The sequence below is a fragment of the Paenochrobactrum pullorum genome (assembly GCF_041929845.1).
GTDB lineage: Bacteria > Pseudomonadota > Alphaproteobacteria > Rhizobiales > Rhizobiaceae > Paenochrobactrum > Paenochrobactrum pullorum.
In genome coordinates this window covers 109,380-124,884 of the sequence record NZ_JBHEEH010000007.1, presented here as the reverse complement: position 1 = coordinate 124,884, position 15,505 = coordinate 109,380, and the positions used below count along the sequence as shown (strand labels likewise).

The window sequence follows — 15,505 nt, the reverse complement described above, 5'->3', positions numbered from 1 at the left end:
CATCAGTTGGCGTTGGCGCCGATTTCACGATCCCAGCGCTCTAAGATTTGTTTGCGCTTTTCCGGATCGCCATAGGTTTTGAAGTCGTAATCAATCAACTTAATATCTTCAAAACGCGGGGATTCTTTAGGTACTTCAGCATTTTTATTAGAAGGAAGCTGGAATGATTTTGCATCCTTCATTGTAGACTGTACGTCCGCTTTCAGCGCCCAGTCATACCATTTCTTGGCGTTTTCGAGATTGCGCGCACCTTTAATGATCGACATTGAGCCTATTTCATAGCCAGTACCTTCACACGGACCCACACTCACAATCGGGAAGCCTTCCGCTGTCATTGAAACCGCATCATGCATGAAAACGATACCAACAGCGTTTTCACCGCGCGCCGCCGATTTAACCGGTGCTGAACCTGACTTGGTATATTGTGAAATATTAGCATTAAGCTTCTTCATATAATCAAAAGCTTCCTCTTCACCCATAATCTGCACAAGTGTTGCAAGTGCGGTATAGGCAGTGCCTGACGAATTTGGATTTGCCATCTGGATTTCGCCTTTAAAACCTGCATCGAGCAAATCTGCCCAGCATTTTGGCGGTTGCAGATTTTTCTTGGCCAGCAAATCACTATTATAGCCCCAGCCAAGCGCACCGGCATAAACACCCACGGTGCGATAGTCTGCACTTTCTGCCTGTTTCACCGCCCAATCATTGAGCTCTTCAAGCATTGGCGATTTATATTCCAGTGTCAGCCCTTCAGAGGCTGCCTGCATATGCGGATCACCTGTCCCTGCCCACCAAATATCAGTTTTAGGGTTGCGCGCCTCAGCCCGCACTTTTGCGTAGGTTTCACCCGATGAAAGACGAACCATATTCACCTGAATATTGGTTTCTTTCTCAAACATGTTTTTCATCTGCTCACAAATGACCACATCGGCGGAACAGATAAGATTGAGATTACCTTCTGCTTGCGCAGAATACGCAAACATTGAGGCTCCGGCTGCTAAAGTCGCAACAAAAAGAGTTGAACGCATGAAATCCTCCCATTTATACGGCGCCTCCACGCCGCTCGCTTTTAATGCGAAGAGTAAATAGTTGGACTAAATCTTGCCTCTGTCAACAGAGACGAAAGAATAATTCCATATTTAACAAAAAATAATTCAAAAATTCTAATTTATAAAAAACAACAAATCAGAAAGACTGGCGGAACAAACATTCCGCCAGCTAAAATTCATGTATAATTATTTTTTCAGTCAGCTTTGTTCAAACCAAGCTGACCATTTGTTTTTTAAAGATTAATCCGCTTTCCGTCCTGATCAAACAGATGAATATTTTCAGCCTCGGCGCCGATATGAAGCAGGTCACCGACATTGATACGGCTGCGTCCTGCAACTCGGAAAATAAAGCTCACATCATCATTTAAATGGCTGTGAATATAGCTTTCTGCGCCTACCAATTCGATCGCATCCACATGAACCTGCGCTTTAAATGCAGGTTTGCTGTCTGCATCGACAATCACCACATCTTCAGGACGAACTCCGATTGTATGGATTTTGCTTAAGAGGTCAGCACCAGCGCCCAAATTCAACGCAAAATTACTGTTACCAACCTGATCAAGCGCCAACAAATTCATTGATGGTGAACCAATAAAGGTTGCCACAAAGGTCGTAGCAGGCTTTTCATAAAGCTCAATCGGTGTGCCGACTTGTTCAATATGCCCGCCATTCAAGACCACCAGCCTGTCGGCAAGCGTCATGGCCTCCATCTGGTCATGGGTCACATAAACGCTTGTGGTCGCCAATGCGCGTTGCAATCGTTTGATTTCCACCCGCATCTGCACGCGCAATTTCGCATCCAGATTGGAAAGCGGCTCGTCAAACAAAAATGCTGCCGGTTCACGCACAATCGCACGTCCCATAGCCACGCGCTGGCGCTGACCGCCAGATAGCTGGCGCGGTTTGCGATCAAGAAAATCATGAATTTCCAGCGATTTTGATGTCGCTTCAATGCGGCGTTCAATCTCGGCTTTCGGGGTTTTGCGGTTTTTAAGACCATAGGCCAAATTTTCGCGCACCGTCATATGCGGATAAAGCGCATAATTTTGGAATACCATTGCAATATCACGCTCGGATGGTTCAATATCATTGACCACACGATCACGGATAGAAATTGTGCCCGATGTGATGCTTTCAAGGCCTGCGATCATGCGCAAAAGCGTCGATTTCCCGCAACCGGAAGGCCCGACCAACACGAGAAATTCGCCGTCATCAATGGTCAGAGAAACACCTTTGATAACATCATTTTTGCCATCATAGGATTTGCGAACATTATCGAGAATAATTTTACTCATTATTTTTCCGTTTCAACCAGACCTTTGACGAACCAACGCTGCATCAGCACCACCACGAGGATGGGCGGCAGGATCGCCAGAATTGCTGTAACCATGACGTAATTCCATGGTGTGGAAGCATCGGCAAAATCGACCATACGTCGCAAACCGATAATAATTGTATTCATTTTCGCATCATTGGTGACAAGAAGCGGCCACAAATATTGCGTCCAGCCATAGATAAACAAGATCACAAAAAGCGCTGCAATATTTGTCTTTGAAAGCGGCAGCAAAATATCACGTATGAAGCGCCAAGGGCCTGCATTATCGATGCGCGCAGCCTCCACCAACTCACCCGGAATGGTCAGGAAAAACTGGCGAAACAGGAATGTCGCAGTCGCTGAGGCAATCAAGGGAAGCGTCAAACCGGCATAGGTATCAATCATTCCAAGATCGACGATCACCTTGTAAGTCGGCAAAATGCGCACTTCCACCGGCAGCATCAGGGTGACGAAAATCATCCAGAAAAACACCATCCGGAAGCGGAACCGGAAGAACACAATTGCAAAGGCCGACAAAAACGACACGATAATTTTGCCGACAGCAATCACCATGGAAACAACAAATGTGTTCCACAACAAGCGTTCTAGGCTCACACCAACAACGCGTTCCACCCCACCAAAAATCGCCGATTTATAATTTTCCACCAGATGGTCACCCGGCAGCAATGACATCGGTGCGCGAATGATTTCGATCGAACTCATCGATGACGCGATGAAGGTGTAATAAATCGGAAAAGCGACGATAATCACCCCAAGGATCAGGATGAAATGCCCAATCAAACTGGATAGCGGACGTTTTTCAATCATAACAGCCGCCCTCCTCTAAGAATAATGCACGCGCTTCTCAATGAAGCGGAACTGAATTGCGGTTAAAGCGATGACGATAATCATCAAGATTACCGATTGTGCAGCCGATGTACCCAGGCTCAAATTAACGAAACCATCGTTATAGACCTTATAAACCAACGTTTCGGTGGCCTTGGCAGGCCCGCCACCCGTGACAGAGTGGATAATGCCAAACGTGTCAAAGAATGCGTAAACGATGTTGACTACCATCAAGAAGAAAGTGGTTGGAGCCAGAAGCGGAAAAACAATCGTCCAGAAACGTCGAGCTCCCCTCGCCCCATCAATAGCAGCGGCTTCGATCAATGACTTCGGAATAGCCTGTAGGCCCGCCACAAAGAACAGGAAATTATAACTGATCTGTTTCCACGCTGCCGCAACAACGATCAAACCCATTGCTTGATCACCATTCAAAAGCGGATCCCAATAAACGCCGTTTTTACGCAGCAAATAGGCAAGTGTCCCCATAGCCGGATTAAACATGAACAGCCAAAGCATACCGGCCACCGCCGGTGCAACAGCATAAGGCCAGATCAACAATGTACGGTAGAAAGTCTGCCCCTTCACTACCTTATCAACGGCTGTCGCCAGCAAAAGTGCAACGCCCATAGCCAACAAAGTTGTCAAAACGTTGAAAACAATCGTTATTTTAAAAGAATGCAGATAATTTGGATCAGAAAGTACCGTTTGGAAATTAGCTAGGCCTACAAAAGCACTGCGCAAGCCAAAGGGATCTTCACGCATCAACGATTGGTAAATCGCCTGACTGGCGGGCCAGAAGAAGAAAATAACAGTTAAAATAATTTGCGGTGCCACCAGCACATAGGGCAGAACCTTATTGGGAAAGGTAACTTTCTGCACGATCTCTCCTTTAAACAAGACTGCCGCCAGTTTTTTTAAGAACAGGCGGCAGAAGCTCAAAGATGATGCATTTTAGCGAATTGCTTCCGCAATTGCTGCATCACCACGCTTAACCGCTTTATCCAAAGCTGTCTGCGCATCCTGATTACCGGCGAGCATAGCTTCAAACTCTTCGTTCATGATGTCACGAACCTGCGGCAGGTTTACCAGACGAACACCTTTAGAGTTTTCTGTCGGCTCACGACCCATCATCTGCAGGATGGGTGTTTCGCGGCCAGGATTCTTTTCATAGAAACCGGAATCCTTGGTTGCCTTATAGGCTTCCATGGTCACTGGCAGATAACCGGAAACTTCATGTAGTTTTTGCTGAATCTTTGTCTGTGAGAGGAAATTGAAGAACTCGGCAACACCCTTATACTGGTCGTCGCTCAGGCCTGCAAAAACCCAAAGACTTGCACCGCCAGGAATGGTGTTCTGCGGGCCGTGACCTTCATAATAAGGCAGCTGGCCGATACCATAATTGATGCCCGACTTGATCACATCACCCAGACCACCGGATGATTCAGTCATAATAGCGCATTCACCGGAGAGGAACAGGTTTTTAGCTTCCGAGGTGCGACCGCCGTAACGGAACACGCCTTCTTTGGCCAGATCAGCAATAGACTGGAAGTGGCTCACAAACGGCTCTTTGTTAAATGCAAGCTTCACATCATTGCCGGCAAGACCGTTTTCATTGCTGCCGTAGGAGACATTGTTCCATGCGGCTAAGTTTTCGGTCTGGATCCATGTCAGCCAAGTGGAGGTGAAACCACAATCCGATGCACCGCTGGATTTAATTTTTCTGGCAGCTTCAAAAACTTCCGGCCATGTCTTTGGCGGATTTTCTGCATCAAGGCCGGCCTTTGTAAAAGCATCTTTATTGTAATAAAGAACCGGAGAAGACGAGTTGTAAGGGAAGGACAGCATAGTACCGTCCGGTTTGGAGTAATAAGCGGTGATACCGGAAAGGTAAGCGGATTTGTCGAATTTATAGCCGCCCTTTTCCAATGCTTCGGCCACAGGCATCACAGCACCTTCGGCCGCCATCATCACACCGCTACCAGCATCGAATACCTGCAAAATTGCTGGCGGCTGCTTGGCGCGGAATGCGGCAACACCAGCATTCAATGCTTCCGGATAGCTGCCTTTATAAACAGGAGCGACTTTATATTCGCTCTGGCTCTCATTGAACTCTTTGGCCAATTCATTGACCACTTCGTTATTGGCTCCGGCCATTGCGTGCCACCAAGCCAATTCGGTTTGTGCCAGGACAGGTGCGGTCAGTGCAAGTCCCAGAAGTCCGGTGAGAATTGTCGTTGTCATCAAACGGGTATGCATATCTTCCCTCCAAAAGGTCAGTTGGCGATCACTAAAAAGCTCTACAAACAGAGCGAAACTCATGCACGTGAATAACACCAATCAATATGAGTCACTGGCCGGATTACACGAACACTGACTGCTTCATTATCTCCTCATTACGAAAGCTATACGAATTCATACGAAAAAAAGCGAAAAAACAATAGGCAATTATACCAATAGATGTTGAAAGTGAGAAATCACAAATGCTGCACGCAAACGATAATACAAAAATATTCATTAATAATAATAACTTATGTGAAATTCAATGCAATTCATCCAATCGTCATTTTTAAATAAATTTTATGTATTTTTTTAAGAATCAGATATTTTCGTTCATAAAATGAAAAAGAAAATGCGTAACCATTTGTTTGCTCGCTATAAATGACGTGACCGTCTCTTTTGAACTGATCGTGAATTGCGCATCATTTTTAACACCATTATATCCCGCAAATTGATCTGGTCGATATTGTCAAACTAGCAGGGAAACGACAATTATCATGATAAATGCAATTAGTTTTTGCTCGTCTGCTCAAACAAGAATGCATAAAAAGCTTTCGAGCACTATTTAAAACCAAAATTTCGCCATTGCCCCACAATGGTATTCATATTCAAAATCACAGATCAAAGTTTAATACCGAGGTATCCATGTCTTCTTCCGAAGCCCGTCCCGCTTCCGCCACATTTCTGGTTGGAGTTTATGCAGCCATTTTTGCACTGATGGCTATTGTGTATCTGGCAATCAATTATTTCTTCCAGCTCGAAATGGCCACAATAGGCTTTGTCATTACTGCTGCCGCTGCAATGACAATGGCACGCAACTGGGTAATGCGCGAACAGACGGCACCTGCGAGTGCACGCATATGGAAAATCTCTGTTCTGTGCGTCATTGTTACCATAATTTTCTTTGCAGCCATCGGGGGATTGGGCGTAGCAACCAATCAACACTTAATGCGTGAAATTGAATATAATGGCCCGATGCTGATTGCCGGTGTGGCAGGCATTTTATTTTTAATCAGCCTTTTTATTATCCGTATTAGTTTGTGGATCGGCATCAAACAAGCCATCAAACAAGTAAATGCTGCCAAGCTAAAAGCACAGTAATCTATCCATTTACGAAACATCCCGTCCCTAAAAAACACTCCTGACAAAAGTGCGGTTCGTCGGGAGCGTTCTTTTTTTGAGGACGGAGGAAAAATCATTGGAACAATCAGATTAATAACCTTTGGCGAAGTTGATCTGATGTTTCGGCATTTCACCGCGATTGATACGTCGAATATTTTCAACCACATCAAGCGCTGCTGTTTCGGGCACGGTAATGCTGGCTAAATGCGGTGTAATCAGCACATTTTCCATCACCCAAAACGGGTGATCTTCAGGCAATGGTTCCACACAAAAAGCATCCAGTGTAGCACCTGCTATATGCCCGCTTTGAAGCGCTTGCAAAAGCGCATTTTCATCAATGACAGCACCGCGCGAAGCATTGATGAAATGACAGCCGGATGGAAGATTTTTGAAAAATTCTTCTCCCAGCAAACCGGTTGTTTCAGGTGTTAACGGCAACATATTGACGCAAATATCGAGATCATTGGTAAACTGATCAAATTCGTCGCGCGCAAAGACCTTAACGCCTTCAATGGTTTTCGGATAAGCATCCCAACCGCGTACATCAAAACTCAAGGCGCTCAATGCCGCGGCAACGGAACCACCAAGTTGTCCAAGACCGATGACACCGACTTTAATCCGGTGCAGCGGGCGCGGATGAATATAAGTCCAGCTTTTGGCGCGTTTTGCCGCTTCAAAACTTGGAATGTCGCGTGCATAACGCAACACTGCAAACAGTACATAGCTTTTCATCAATTGCACCATGCCGCTATCCGACAATCGCGCAATCGGCACTTGCGGCAAATCTGTGCGCTGCAACAATGCATCCACACCCGCGCCAAGATTAATCACCAGCGACAGATTGTTAAATTCCTTGAAAAAACCGTCATAGGGCTTCCATGCCAGAATATATTTAACCTCTGCCGGATCACCGACATCCGGATAAACTCGGAAGTCAAGCTCCGGCAATTCAGCCTTGATAACTTCTTTCCACTCGTCCGGACTGTCAAAGTCACTATAAAATAGCAATGCGCCAATGTTATTGTCGGAATTTGTTGCGCTTTCGCTCAGGCGTTCAGCATTTGCCATTATAACTCACCTTCAAAGTAAGCATCATCGTGACGTCACACACAACTATGTGACGTTGTTGAAAATTTGAGAATTTTGATCGTTTAAACGGTGATAACCGGTTTGCTCATCAATGAACCATAGCCCGGTTTACTGCCCTCTTTTGTCACCAAACCGCTACTGTGCCAGAAAGATGCCTGAATGGCCGAAATAACCGGCTTGCCCAAAGCTGTTTCCAGCGCTTCAATTGCCCCGACACTGCGAAAATTGGTGCAGCTGATAAAAATCGCTGTCGCATCATCATGATCCACTTCGCGCACCAACCGGTAAACTTCTTCCAATGGCACCTCTGCTAAGGCCTGATCGGTATCAATGCGCAAGTTTTTATGTGAAACCACCTGATGGCCGTTTTCTTCCAAAAATCGTATAGCGCGGGCATGAACTTCATCAACATAAGGAGTTGCAAGTGCGACAGGCCCTGCATTAACTGCTTTTAACGCGGCAAGCGTTGCCGTTGAAGCAGTGGTAATTTTAACGTCCGGCGCCCATAATTTCATCTTTGCAATCAGCCCATGATCATAGGCTGTGCCATGCAAAAACGAGGCACTTGTGCCACCAAAACACAAAACATCAATCGGAGCGGAAGCAAGAAGACGCGCTGCCTGCTCCAATTCGGGCGCATTCATCATCGCTTCAATGCCTTCAACCGTTACTTTCGGCAGTTTGATGCGCGTTGTATGGATTGATACACCTTCAGCCGCCATTGCAGCCATTTCTGCATCCATCACGATACTGGAAGCCATATAAATCAGACCAATTCTGGCTTTATATCCATCGCCATCCGGCATGAAGCGGGTATTTTCCGATATTTCAGCTATCGCAGACATTAAAATGCACTCCCATAAATCAGTATTTAATGTAACGGCTAAGCATTGGCCGCTTTTTTAATGAAGTATCTGAGACAGAAAATGCTTTAAGCGCGCACTCTCCGGATTGGCGAAGAAACGATCTGTTGGTGCCTGTTCAACAATTTCGCCGTTTTCCATAAACACACAATGATCAGCAACATTCCGGGCAAAACCCAATTCATGGGTCACACAAACCATCGTGATACCGGTTTCCGCCAGTTGCTCCATAATTTTCAAAACTGAGCCCACCGATTCGGGATCAAGCGCTGACGTTGGTTCATCAAACAGTAAAATCGGTGGTTTTAAACAAAGCGCTCTGGCGATTGCCACACGTTGTTGTTGCCCACCCGATAATGCTGCCGGATATTTATCGGCCTGTGCAGCGATATTCACTTCTGCCAGTTTTTCCATGGCAAGCTCGATTGCATGATTTTTCTGCATTTTTTGTGCCAAACGCAGTGCAAAGGTGCAATTTTGTAAAACCGTCAAATGTGGAAACAGATTAAAGCTTTGAAACACCATGCCGAGTTGCGAGCGCACGGCCTGCACAGATTTTGTATCATGTTTCAACTCTATACCATTTACGGTAATGGTTCCGGAATTATGCTTTTCCAGATGATTAACGGTACGGATCAAAGTTGATTTCCCCGAGCCTGAAGGCCCGCATAGAACAACAATATCGCCGGATTTAATGCTTAAGGTGATATTTTTGAGCGCATGAAACAAACCATAATATTTATTCACGTCACGCATATCGATCACAACAGACTGATTTGACAATGTTTCATTCGTCAATCCAGCTTCAAAATCAGGATCCTTGATTGATCGACGCATGCTGAACTCCTCAGATTTAATATGTTGCATGACGATCTCCTGCATCATGAGTTGATATGTGCAATCAAATGACGATTGAGGTTTTTATCGACAGTGCTGAACAATAACCGCACCATATTGGTCAGGCACCAATAGATCGCAGCAGCCGTCAAAAGCGGCGTAAACGGATCATAGGTATAATCAAAGATCGAGTTAGCAGCAGCCGTCAGATCCACGATGGTAATCGCACTTAACGCAGCAGTACTTTTGATCATAATCAGAATTTCATTCTGATAAGCACGCAAAGAATAGCGGATGGCCAATGGTAATCTCAAACGAAAGAAAGTCTGGCGCTCAGAAAGTCCCAGTACGGCTGAGGCTTCGGTCAAACCTTTAGGAACAACCGCCAGTCCCCCACGAACAATCTCGGTCATATAGGCCGAATGGGTCAAGGTCAGCCCCATTAAAGCGCAGAGATAGGCTTGCGAGAAAATCGTCCAGAGCCATGTATCGCGGATGACCGAGAATTGCGGTAGACCGCTATAGATCATGTAAAGAACAACAAGGCTTGGGACACCACGGAAAAAATTGACGTAAACTGCAATAAAGCCTGAGCCTTTGCGATTTTCGACACGGATAACCGCCAGATAAACGGCTAAAATCGCGCCTAGAATCAGTACCGGAATAAGCACGGACAGCGTTCGGGCAGTGGCGGTCAGCAAAAACGGCAGGCTATTCCAGGCAAGAACGGGATCAAAATACATGACCTTTAATCCTTCCCGTAAACGGCTGCACCGCGATCGGACCAATGCTGCATATGTTTGGAAACATAATAGGTCAGACTGGTCATCAGCAGGAAAAACAGCGATGCTATTAGATAAAAGACAAAAGGTTCCTTGGTGACACCAGAGGCAAGCTTGGCATAAGCCATGATCTCTTTAAGCCCGATTAGCGAGATTAAGGCTGTATCTTTCAGCACCACAATCCACATATTGGTCAAAGCAGGCAGTGCAATGCGGATCACTTGCGGCACAATGATTAAGGGTACAAAAAAACGCTTGCTGACTTGCAAAACTTCAGCTGCTTCAAACTGGCCTTTGGGCACGTTGCGAATGGCCGAACGCAACAAATCCGCAATATAAGCGCCATAAACCATACCGAGCGCCAAAATCGCGGCGATAAACGGCGTCAGGTCAATCCGTATTTCCGCCCCAAACAAGCCGGTTATAGCGGCAATGATGTCGGAGCCGGCATAATAAAAGAAAAAAGCGACCAGAAGTGAAGGAACACCGGTAAAAATCGAGGCATAGATAATCCAGAATGCCCCAAAAACAGTTTTCTGTTTCAAGGTCAAAACAGAAGCCACCGCACCAATCGTCAATGCCATTACAAAAGCACAAACAGCCACTTGCAGCGACACCATCGCGCCGGTGAGCATTTGCTGGCTGAAACCTAAAATCTGCATAAAGCAATCCTTTTCAGGCCTTCATCAGTTACATGGAATGAATATTGTTAAAGACGGCAAAAGGTAATCTGCCTCAGGAGGCTTATGACGCAGCTGCCATCTTTAAACATTTACCTGATATAAAAAACATCAGGTTTTAACGGCACGCAGCCTCTTCCGGCAGCAATTCAACCGGCATAAATTTTTTGCGAATTTCCGTGAAGGTGCAATCTTTGATGATTTCATCAAGCGTTGCATTGACCCGGTCAAGCAGTTCCTGACTGTCTTTGCGTGCCAGCCAACTTGAGCCCTTCTCTCCTCCGCCAGTCCACAGATCGCCGCCGGCAAATTTCCAATTCTCACCTTCCGGTTTACTTAAAAACTCATTTGTCCAGCTGATTTTAGGCCCCAAACTTAAATCCAGACGTCCGCTGGCAAGATCAAGGCGGATTTGATCGGGATTGTCGAATGAAACAATTTCAACCGCATCGCCGAATGTTTCCTGCACATATTTGGCTTGTGCGGAACCGCGCTGTAACCCGATTTTAAGGCCTTTCAAGCCTTCTTTGGTAAATTGATAATCTTTGTCTTTCGGGATAACATAGCTATCGGGATTAAAAAGGATTGGACGGCCAAATAAAACCTTGTCGACACGTTCAGGTAATGGTTTGGTTTGGCTGGCAACTAAATCAAGCTTCTTTTGCAGGATTGCCGGAATGAGCGCTTTGAAGTCCATAACGACGAATTCGCATTCAACATTCATGCGCTTGCACATTTCACGCGCCAGTTCCGGCTCGACACCTGTGAGCCTGCCGCTTGCGTCAACCATACTGAAAGGAGGATAAGCCCCCTCATTGCCCAAGACCAGTTTTTCTTGTGCATTGGCTGCATAAGTTGTGCATCCAAGCCCGAAAGCGATCAAATAGGGCATAAACCGTTTTGATAGAGTATGAGACACTTATATTTCCTCCCCGAAATATGATGATCAGCTTTTTATGAAGATCAAAAAGTGTATTAAATACAATATGTTATATTTATTTTATTAGCTTTTAAAAAGCCGTTCCCTGTTTTTTACTCTTTATGCCGGTCTGATAATTTTTATCTTCAAAAATTTCATTTCCAGACCTGAAAGCCATCATGAAAGAATTCATTGCATTTGTAAAATATTTTTAAACTTTCTTTTACATAGTTTTTTCCTATGCAATTTTTCACTTTCATCATAAGAAATTATAGGCTTCACTAGTGTGCAATCAAATAATAACAACGGTATTTGCACCATGCTGCTTTCTTTGCGAAGCTTACAATATATTGTCACAGCTGCTGATGCCCTCAGCATTACAGAGGCCGCAAAACATTTGAATGTTTCACAGCCTTCTATTTCAGCAGCAATCTCTCAGGCCGAACAGCAAATTGGTATGGAGATATTTTTGCGTCATCACGCCAAAGGTATTTCTTTAACTGTGGCAGGCCGCAAATTTGTAAATGAAGCGCGTCAATTATTAAAACATGCTTATGATTTTAATTTAAGCACACAAAGTCTGTCGCATGAATTAGCTGGCGAAATAACAGTTGGTTGCTTTCTAACGCTTGCTACACGGTTTATGCCAAGCCTGTTGGCGGATTTCAGCAAGCTTTATCCCGGTATTAATGTACGGATGGAAGAAGGAAATCAGCAGGAACTGACCGAAGGGCTTTTGGCTGGTGAAATCGAAATTGCAATTGCTTATACCTATGCCCTACCCGATGAGATCAATTCCAGTCCTTTGACTAGATTGCCACCTTATATTGTTGTATCTGAAAATCATCCACTGGCTTATCGTGACAAAGTCAGCATCTACGAATTTCAATATGAACCGCTTATTCTGCTGGATCTGCCACTCTCGCGCGATTATTTTTTGCGCCTTTTTCACAGCTGCCAGATAGAACCGAAAATCATTTATCGCTCAAGTTCTTATGAACTCATTCGCGGGCTTGTTGGTCACGGGCATGGTTATACAATCCATAATGCAATTCCAGGTACAAGCTATGCTTATGACGGCAGCAGAACTGTCGTTTTGGCAATAGAAGAAGCACTGCCAACTGCTGATGTCACCTGTCTTACATTAAAGCGGCATAATACACGTCCTGCGGTGCAAATTTTTGCGCGCTACGTACAAGAACAATTTTCTCAAACCGGCATCTTCTCTCCTAAAAATCTCTATGCCTCTGCAAAAAAGATGTAAAATCAATAGGTTCACAAGTTGTTCATGTGCAACTTATGTTCGATTATGCCTTATTAAAGCGTCAGGTGTTTTAGTTTATATGATCTTTTTGTTTTTCATTTCTAAGCAAACTCATGAGCATAGGACCGATAGAAAAATTTGTCGTTGCCGCTTTATTGGTCAAGTTTCGTAAATATCCGCCAGCAGATTGAATTTGATCAATACGTTGCAACATACAAGCAATGATAATTGCTGTATTTTGTTCACCAAAGACGGATATTGCATCTGAAAAAGCTGATTGGCTGATGCCTAAATAGCCTTTGACCTGTCTCGTAATAGCAATAAAACTATTCCAATGCTTAATTTCACAAGCAGAATAAGCGTTAATGTCAGGGCAAGCACGTAAAATAAGATCTAGCGGATAGTTTTGTACAATTTGTTTCTTGAATTGAACTGGAGTTGGTTCAATTGTTGCATTATTCTCTGCTTCAAATTTTATTATAGATTCAGATTCAGAACTCTTATGCTGCCGCTCAGTTTGGGCTTCATTGCCGCTCAGTTTTACTGATTTTATCTGTAAATTCAGTGTATTATCGATTTCTTCCCGCAAAGCGTCCATCTGCTTGACAATTTGCGCTAAACAAGCGGTTTTAGCACGACGTGGGATGGTGCTGATAATATCGCGAAATTTATTATAGATTGCTCCCCACGGGCCGTTAAGAGCACTTTGTTCAGCCATTTCGATAAGTTTGGTGATGTCACGACGTTGGAGCGTTAAACGCTCACGCATGAGGCGATTTTCTGCCTGATGTGCACGAATAGTTTTTGCAGCTTCTTCAATTTCGGCAGCGCGCGTGAGCAAAGGTGCAAGTGAGAAACCATAGGCACTGGCTATCTCGCCTTTATTATCTTTATGAGCATAGCGTTTGCCGTTTGGACTATCTTTGCGAATAATTAAACCACATTCCAACAGGCTGGCTAAATGACGGCGTAATGTTGCATCTGCCATGCCATGAGCACGCAGCGATAATTGACGGTTGGATGGAAAGACAATGAGGCTGTTGTCCGTGCTCAATTCGTTGGATGGATAAAACGACAATAAAGCATTAAGCACAGCAAGGGTGCGATCCCCTATTTTGAATAATGACTTACCTTCACAGAGCCAGCGATAAAGTTTCCACTTATCAATAGCTGTATTTTCAGTGATTCGATGTGTTTGCTTTTGTGTAGAAAAAAGAGCAAACGACATCGGCCGAGCACCAAATGGTGTCGATGCAAGATTAGAATCCATGTTTTCCTCACCTAAAATCAGGCAAAAGAAATCATGCCGCCAAAAAGACGCTCAAAAAGCTTGACAGTGATTCGGGGAAATGCGATTCTCAAGTTACCACACACGAGAAGGGCTTCCACGACGGCGACGTTAAGGGGGCCTTTTTCTTTTGCTGTTTATGTCTCCTGTTAATCTGACATTTTCGTTGCACGATATTCATCAAAAAGCGCATCCATACGCTCTTCAACAAAACTCGCAAAATCATCTGCTGCCTTACGGTCAAAGGTAAAGGTTACCTTTGTATTTGTTTCCGTAATTTTCAGCGGTTTAATACCTGTTGGAGAAGTCCATACGCGAGTGAGCTTTTCCTGTGGTTTTGTTGTTTTTAAAGTCTCGTAAAGACGAGTAAAACGGTCATCACTGCGCAACAAAATGAAATCTTGCTGTTCAATCAACTGTTTTGCTTTGTTGAAACGTGGTTTTTCATTCAATAAATCGGCAAGTTCGGCCCATCTTTGGCGGCCAAAGGACGGAGCTGCACCAATTGCTTTGATAAATTCGGCCGGTAAACGCTCAACCAGTGAAATCATGCGTGAAAGGGCTGCTTTATCAACGCCAAGCGATGACATGATGATGTCACGCGAAAAACCGCGTTGTTCGAGTTGCCAGCTGAAAAAGCAACGCTCAATGAAGCTTAAATCAGTACGGGCATTGTTTTCCTGCCCCTGACTGACAACGAGCTGATCATCACTGAGATCACGTACAACAGCTTTAATTTTACCGCCGATTGTTTTAATGGCGGATAAGCGTCGATGGCCATATGCAACCTGATAAAAGCCAGGTTTCTCAGGGTGTGGACGCACCAAAATAGGCACTTGCTGCCCATGTTCTTTGATCTGGTCGATCAAAGCCTGCTGATCTTCCAGTTCAACGCCTAAACGATCAACAACGAAGGAACTTTCCAGTAATTCCGGATCAAGTTCAACGATTGTCTGACCTTCGGCAAGCTGTTTTTCAATTTCATCAGCACGGTTGGCGCGCACATTCATATTTTCCAATGATTGTGAAATCGCACCGACAGGGCTGGATGGCTTGATGTTTTCACCAAGTCCCATCAAAGGTCGTCCTAATGGACGTGTTCTTTGTTCAACCGGCTCGTTGGCTTCGGTTGGTTGGGTTATTTTGACATCAAACAGGTTTTTGCGTGCCATGG

Annotated in this window: 15 protein-coding genes; 2 read left to right on the top strand and 13 right to left on the bottom strand. The window is 44.8% G+C overall.

The window, feature by feature from the left end; translation table 11 throughout:
- Window positions 1–2: 2 nt before the first annotated feature.
- The 5 genes from JNC77_RS11720 to ugpB form a co-directional block, all read right to left on the bottom strand.
- Window positions 3–1,028, bottom strand: coding sequence for an ABC transporter substrate-binding protein (locus JNC77_RS11720; protein WP_374832687.1), 1,026 nt, complete (start codon window positions 1,026–1,028; stop codon window positions 3–5).
- A 254-nt stretch (window positions 1,029–1,282) separates the two neighbouring features.
- Window positions 1,283–2,344, bottom strand: coding sequence for a sn-glycerol-3-phosphate import ATP-binding protein UgpC (locus JNC77_RS11715; protein WP_374832685.1), 1,062 nt, complete (start codon window positions 2,342–2,344; stop codon window positions 1,283–1,285).
- Window positions 2,344–3,192 carry a sn-glycerol-3-phosphate ABC transporter permease UgpE gene (gene ugpE / locus JNC77_RS11710; protein ID WP_374832683.1) on the bottom strand — a complete coding sequence of 283 codons (849 nt, stop codon included), beginning with the start codon at window positions 3,190–3,192 and terminating at the stop codon, window positions 2,344–2,346. The genes JNC77_RS11715 and ugpE overlap by 1 nt, the downstream gene beginning before the upstream one ends.
- A 15-nt stretch (window positions 3,193–3,207) precedes the next feature.
- Window positions 3,208–4,089, bottom strand: a complete 882-nt coding sequence (gene ugpA / locus JNC77_RS11705; RefSeq protein WP_374832681.1) for a sn-glycerol-3-phosphate ABC transporter permease UgpA — start codon at window positions 4,087–4,089, stop codon at window positions 3,208–3,210.
- 72 nt (window positions 4,090–4,161) lie between these two features.
- A complete protein-coding gene (ugpB, locus tag JNC77_RS11700; protein ID WP_374832679.1) occupies window positions 4,162–5,466 on the bottom strand; it encodes a sn-glycerol-3-phosphate ABC transporter substrate-binding protein UgpB in 1,305 nt (434 codons plus the stop codon).
- 666 nt (window positions 5,467–6,132) lie between these two features.
- Here ugpB and JNC77_RS11695 point away from each other — a divergent pair.
- On the top strand, window positions 6,133–6,588 hold the full coding sequence (locus JNC77_RS11695) for an ABZJ_00895 family protein (protein ID WP_374832677.1): 456 nt from the start codon (window positions 6,133–6,135) through the stop codon (window positions 6,586–6,588).
- 111 nt (window positions 6,589–6,699) lie between these two features.
- On the opposite strand, the gene JNC77_RS11690 is transcribed toward JNC77_RS11695, so the two are convergent.
- The 6 genes from JNC77_RS11690 to JNC77_RS11665 form a co-directional block, all read right to left on the bottom strand.
- Window positions 6,700–7,677: a 2-hydroxyacid dehydrogenase gene (locus tag JNC77_RS11690; protein WP_374832675.1), complete on the bottom strand. Its 978-nt coding sequence runs from the start codon at window positions 7,675–7,677 to the stop codon at window positions 6,700–6,702.
- A gap of 83 nt (window positions 7,678–7,760) precedes the next feature.
- Window positions 7,761–8,543, bottom strand: coding sequence for a maleate cis-trans isomerase family protein (locus JNC77_RS11685; RefSeq protein ID WP_374832673.1), 783 nt, complete (start codon window positions 8,541–8,543; stop codon window positions 7,761–7,763).
- A gap of 57 nt (window positions 8,544–8,600) precedes the next feature.
- The gene (locus JNC77_RS11680; protein ID WP_374832671.1) at window positions 8,601–9,398 is read right to left on the bottom strand and encodes an amino acid ABC transporter ATP-binding protein; all 798 of its coding nucleotides are present in this window, start codon (window positions 9,396–9,398) and stop codon (window positions 8,601–8,603) included.
- Window positions 9,399–9,442: 44 nt separating this feature from the next.
- On the bottom strand, window positions 9,443–10,141 hold the full coding sequence (locus JNC77_RS11675; RefSeq protein ID WP_374832669.1) for an ABC transporter permease: 699 nt from the start codon (window positions 10,139–10,141) through the stop codon (window positions 9,443–9,445).
- 5 nt (window positions 10,142–10,146) lie between these two features.
- A complete protein-coding gene (locus JNC77_RS11670) occupies window positions 10,147–10,842 on the bottom strand; it encodes an ABC transporter permease (RefSeq protein ID WP_374832667.1) in 696 nt (231 codons plus the stop codon).
- A 136-nt stretch (window positions 10,843–10,978) separates the two neighbouring features.
- Window positions 10,979–11,779 (bottom strand): transporter substrate-binding domain-containing protein, encoded by an 801-nt coding sequence (locus JNC77_RS11665; RefSeq protein ID WP_374832665.1) that lies wholly within the window; start codon window positions 11,777–11,779, stop codon window positions 10,979–10,981.
- A gap of 319 nt (window positions 11,780–12,098) precedes the next feature.
- Between JNC77_RS11665 and JNC77_RS11660 the strand changes: the two genes are divergently transcribed.
- Window positions 12,099–13,043, top strand: coding sequence for a LysR family transcriptional regulator (locus tag JNC77_RS11660; RefSeq protein ID WP_374832663.1), 945 nt, complete (start codon window positions 12,099–12,101; stop codon window positions 13,041–13,043).
- Between the two features lie 70 nt (window positions 13,044–13,113).
- Here JNC77_RS11660 and repC read toward each other — a convergent pair whose 3' ends face one another.
- Complete coding sequence (repC, locus tag JNC77_RS11655) at window positions 13,114–14,313, bottom strand: plasmid replication protein RepC (RefSeq protein WP_374832661.1); 1,200 nt, start codon at window positions 14,311–14,313, stop codon at window positions 13,114–13,116.
- 167 nt (window positions 14,314–14,480) lie between these two features.
- The gene (repB, locus tag JNC77_RS11650) at window positions 14,481–15,503 is read right to left on the bottom strand and encodes a plasmid partitioning protein RepB (RefSeq protein WP_374832659.1); all 1,023 of its coding nucleotides are present in this window, start codon (window positions 15,501–15,503) and stop codon (window positions 14,481–14,483) included.
- Window positions 15,504–15,505: the final 2 nt, after the last annotated feature.

Coding starts and splice junctions, on each gene's coding strand:
- JNC77_RS11720 (WP_374832687.1), bottom strand. CDS start 1,028: ATGCGTTCAACTCTTTTTGTTGCGACTTTAGCAGCCGGAGCCTCAATG.
- JNC77_RS11715 (WP_374832685.1), bottom strand. CDS start 2,344: ATGAGTAAAATTATTCTCGATAATGTTCGCAAATCCTATGATGGCAAA.
- ugpE (WP_374832683.1), bottom strand. CDS start 3,192: ATGATTGAAAAACGTCCGCTATCCAGTTTGATTGGGCATTTCATCCTG.
- ugpB (WP_374832679.1), bottom strand. CDS start 5,466: ATGCATACCCGTTTGATGACAACGACAATTCTCACCGGACTTCTGGGA.
- JNC77_RS11695 (WP_374832677.1), top strand. CDS start 6,133: ATGTCTTCTTCCGAAGCCCGTCCCGCTTCCGCCACATTTCTGGTTGGA.
- JNC77_RS11690 (WP_374832675.1), bottom strand. CDS start 7,677: ATGGCAAATGCTGAACGCCTGAGCGAAAGCGCAACAAATTCCGACAAT.
- JNC77_RS11685 (WP_374832673.1), bottom strand. CDS start 8,543: ATGTCTGCGATAGCTGAAATATCGGAAAATACCCGCTTCATGCCGGAT.
- JNC77_RS11680 (WP_374832671.1), bottom strand. CDS start 9,398: ATGCGTCGATCAATCAAGGATCCTGATTTTGAAGCTGGATTGACGAAT.
- JNC77_RS11675 (WP_374832669.1), bottom strand. CDS start 10,141: ATGTATTTTGATCCCGTTCTTGCCTGGAATAGCCTGCCGTTTTTGCTG.
- JNC77_RS11670 (WP_374832667.1), bottom strand. CDS start 10,842: ATGCAGATTTTAGGTTTCAGCCAGCAAATGCTCACCGGCGCGATGGTG.
- JNC77_RS11660 (WP_374832663.1), top strand. CDS start 12,099: ATGCTGCTTTCTTTGCGAAGCTTACAATATATTGTCACAGCTGCTGAT.
- repC (WP_374832661.1), bottom strand. CDS start 14,313: ATGGATTCTAATCTTGCATCGACACCATTTGGTGCTCGGCCGATGTCG.
- repB (WP_374832659.1), bottom strand. CDS start 15,503: ATGGCACGCAAAAACCTGTTTGATGTCAAAATAACCCAACCAACCGAA.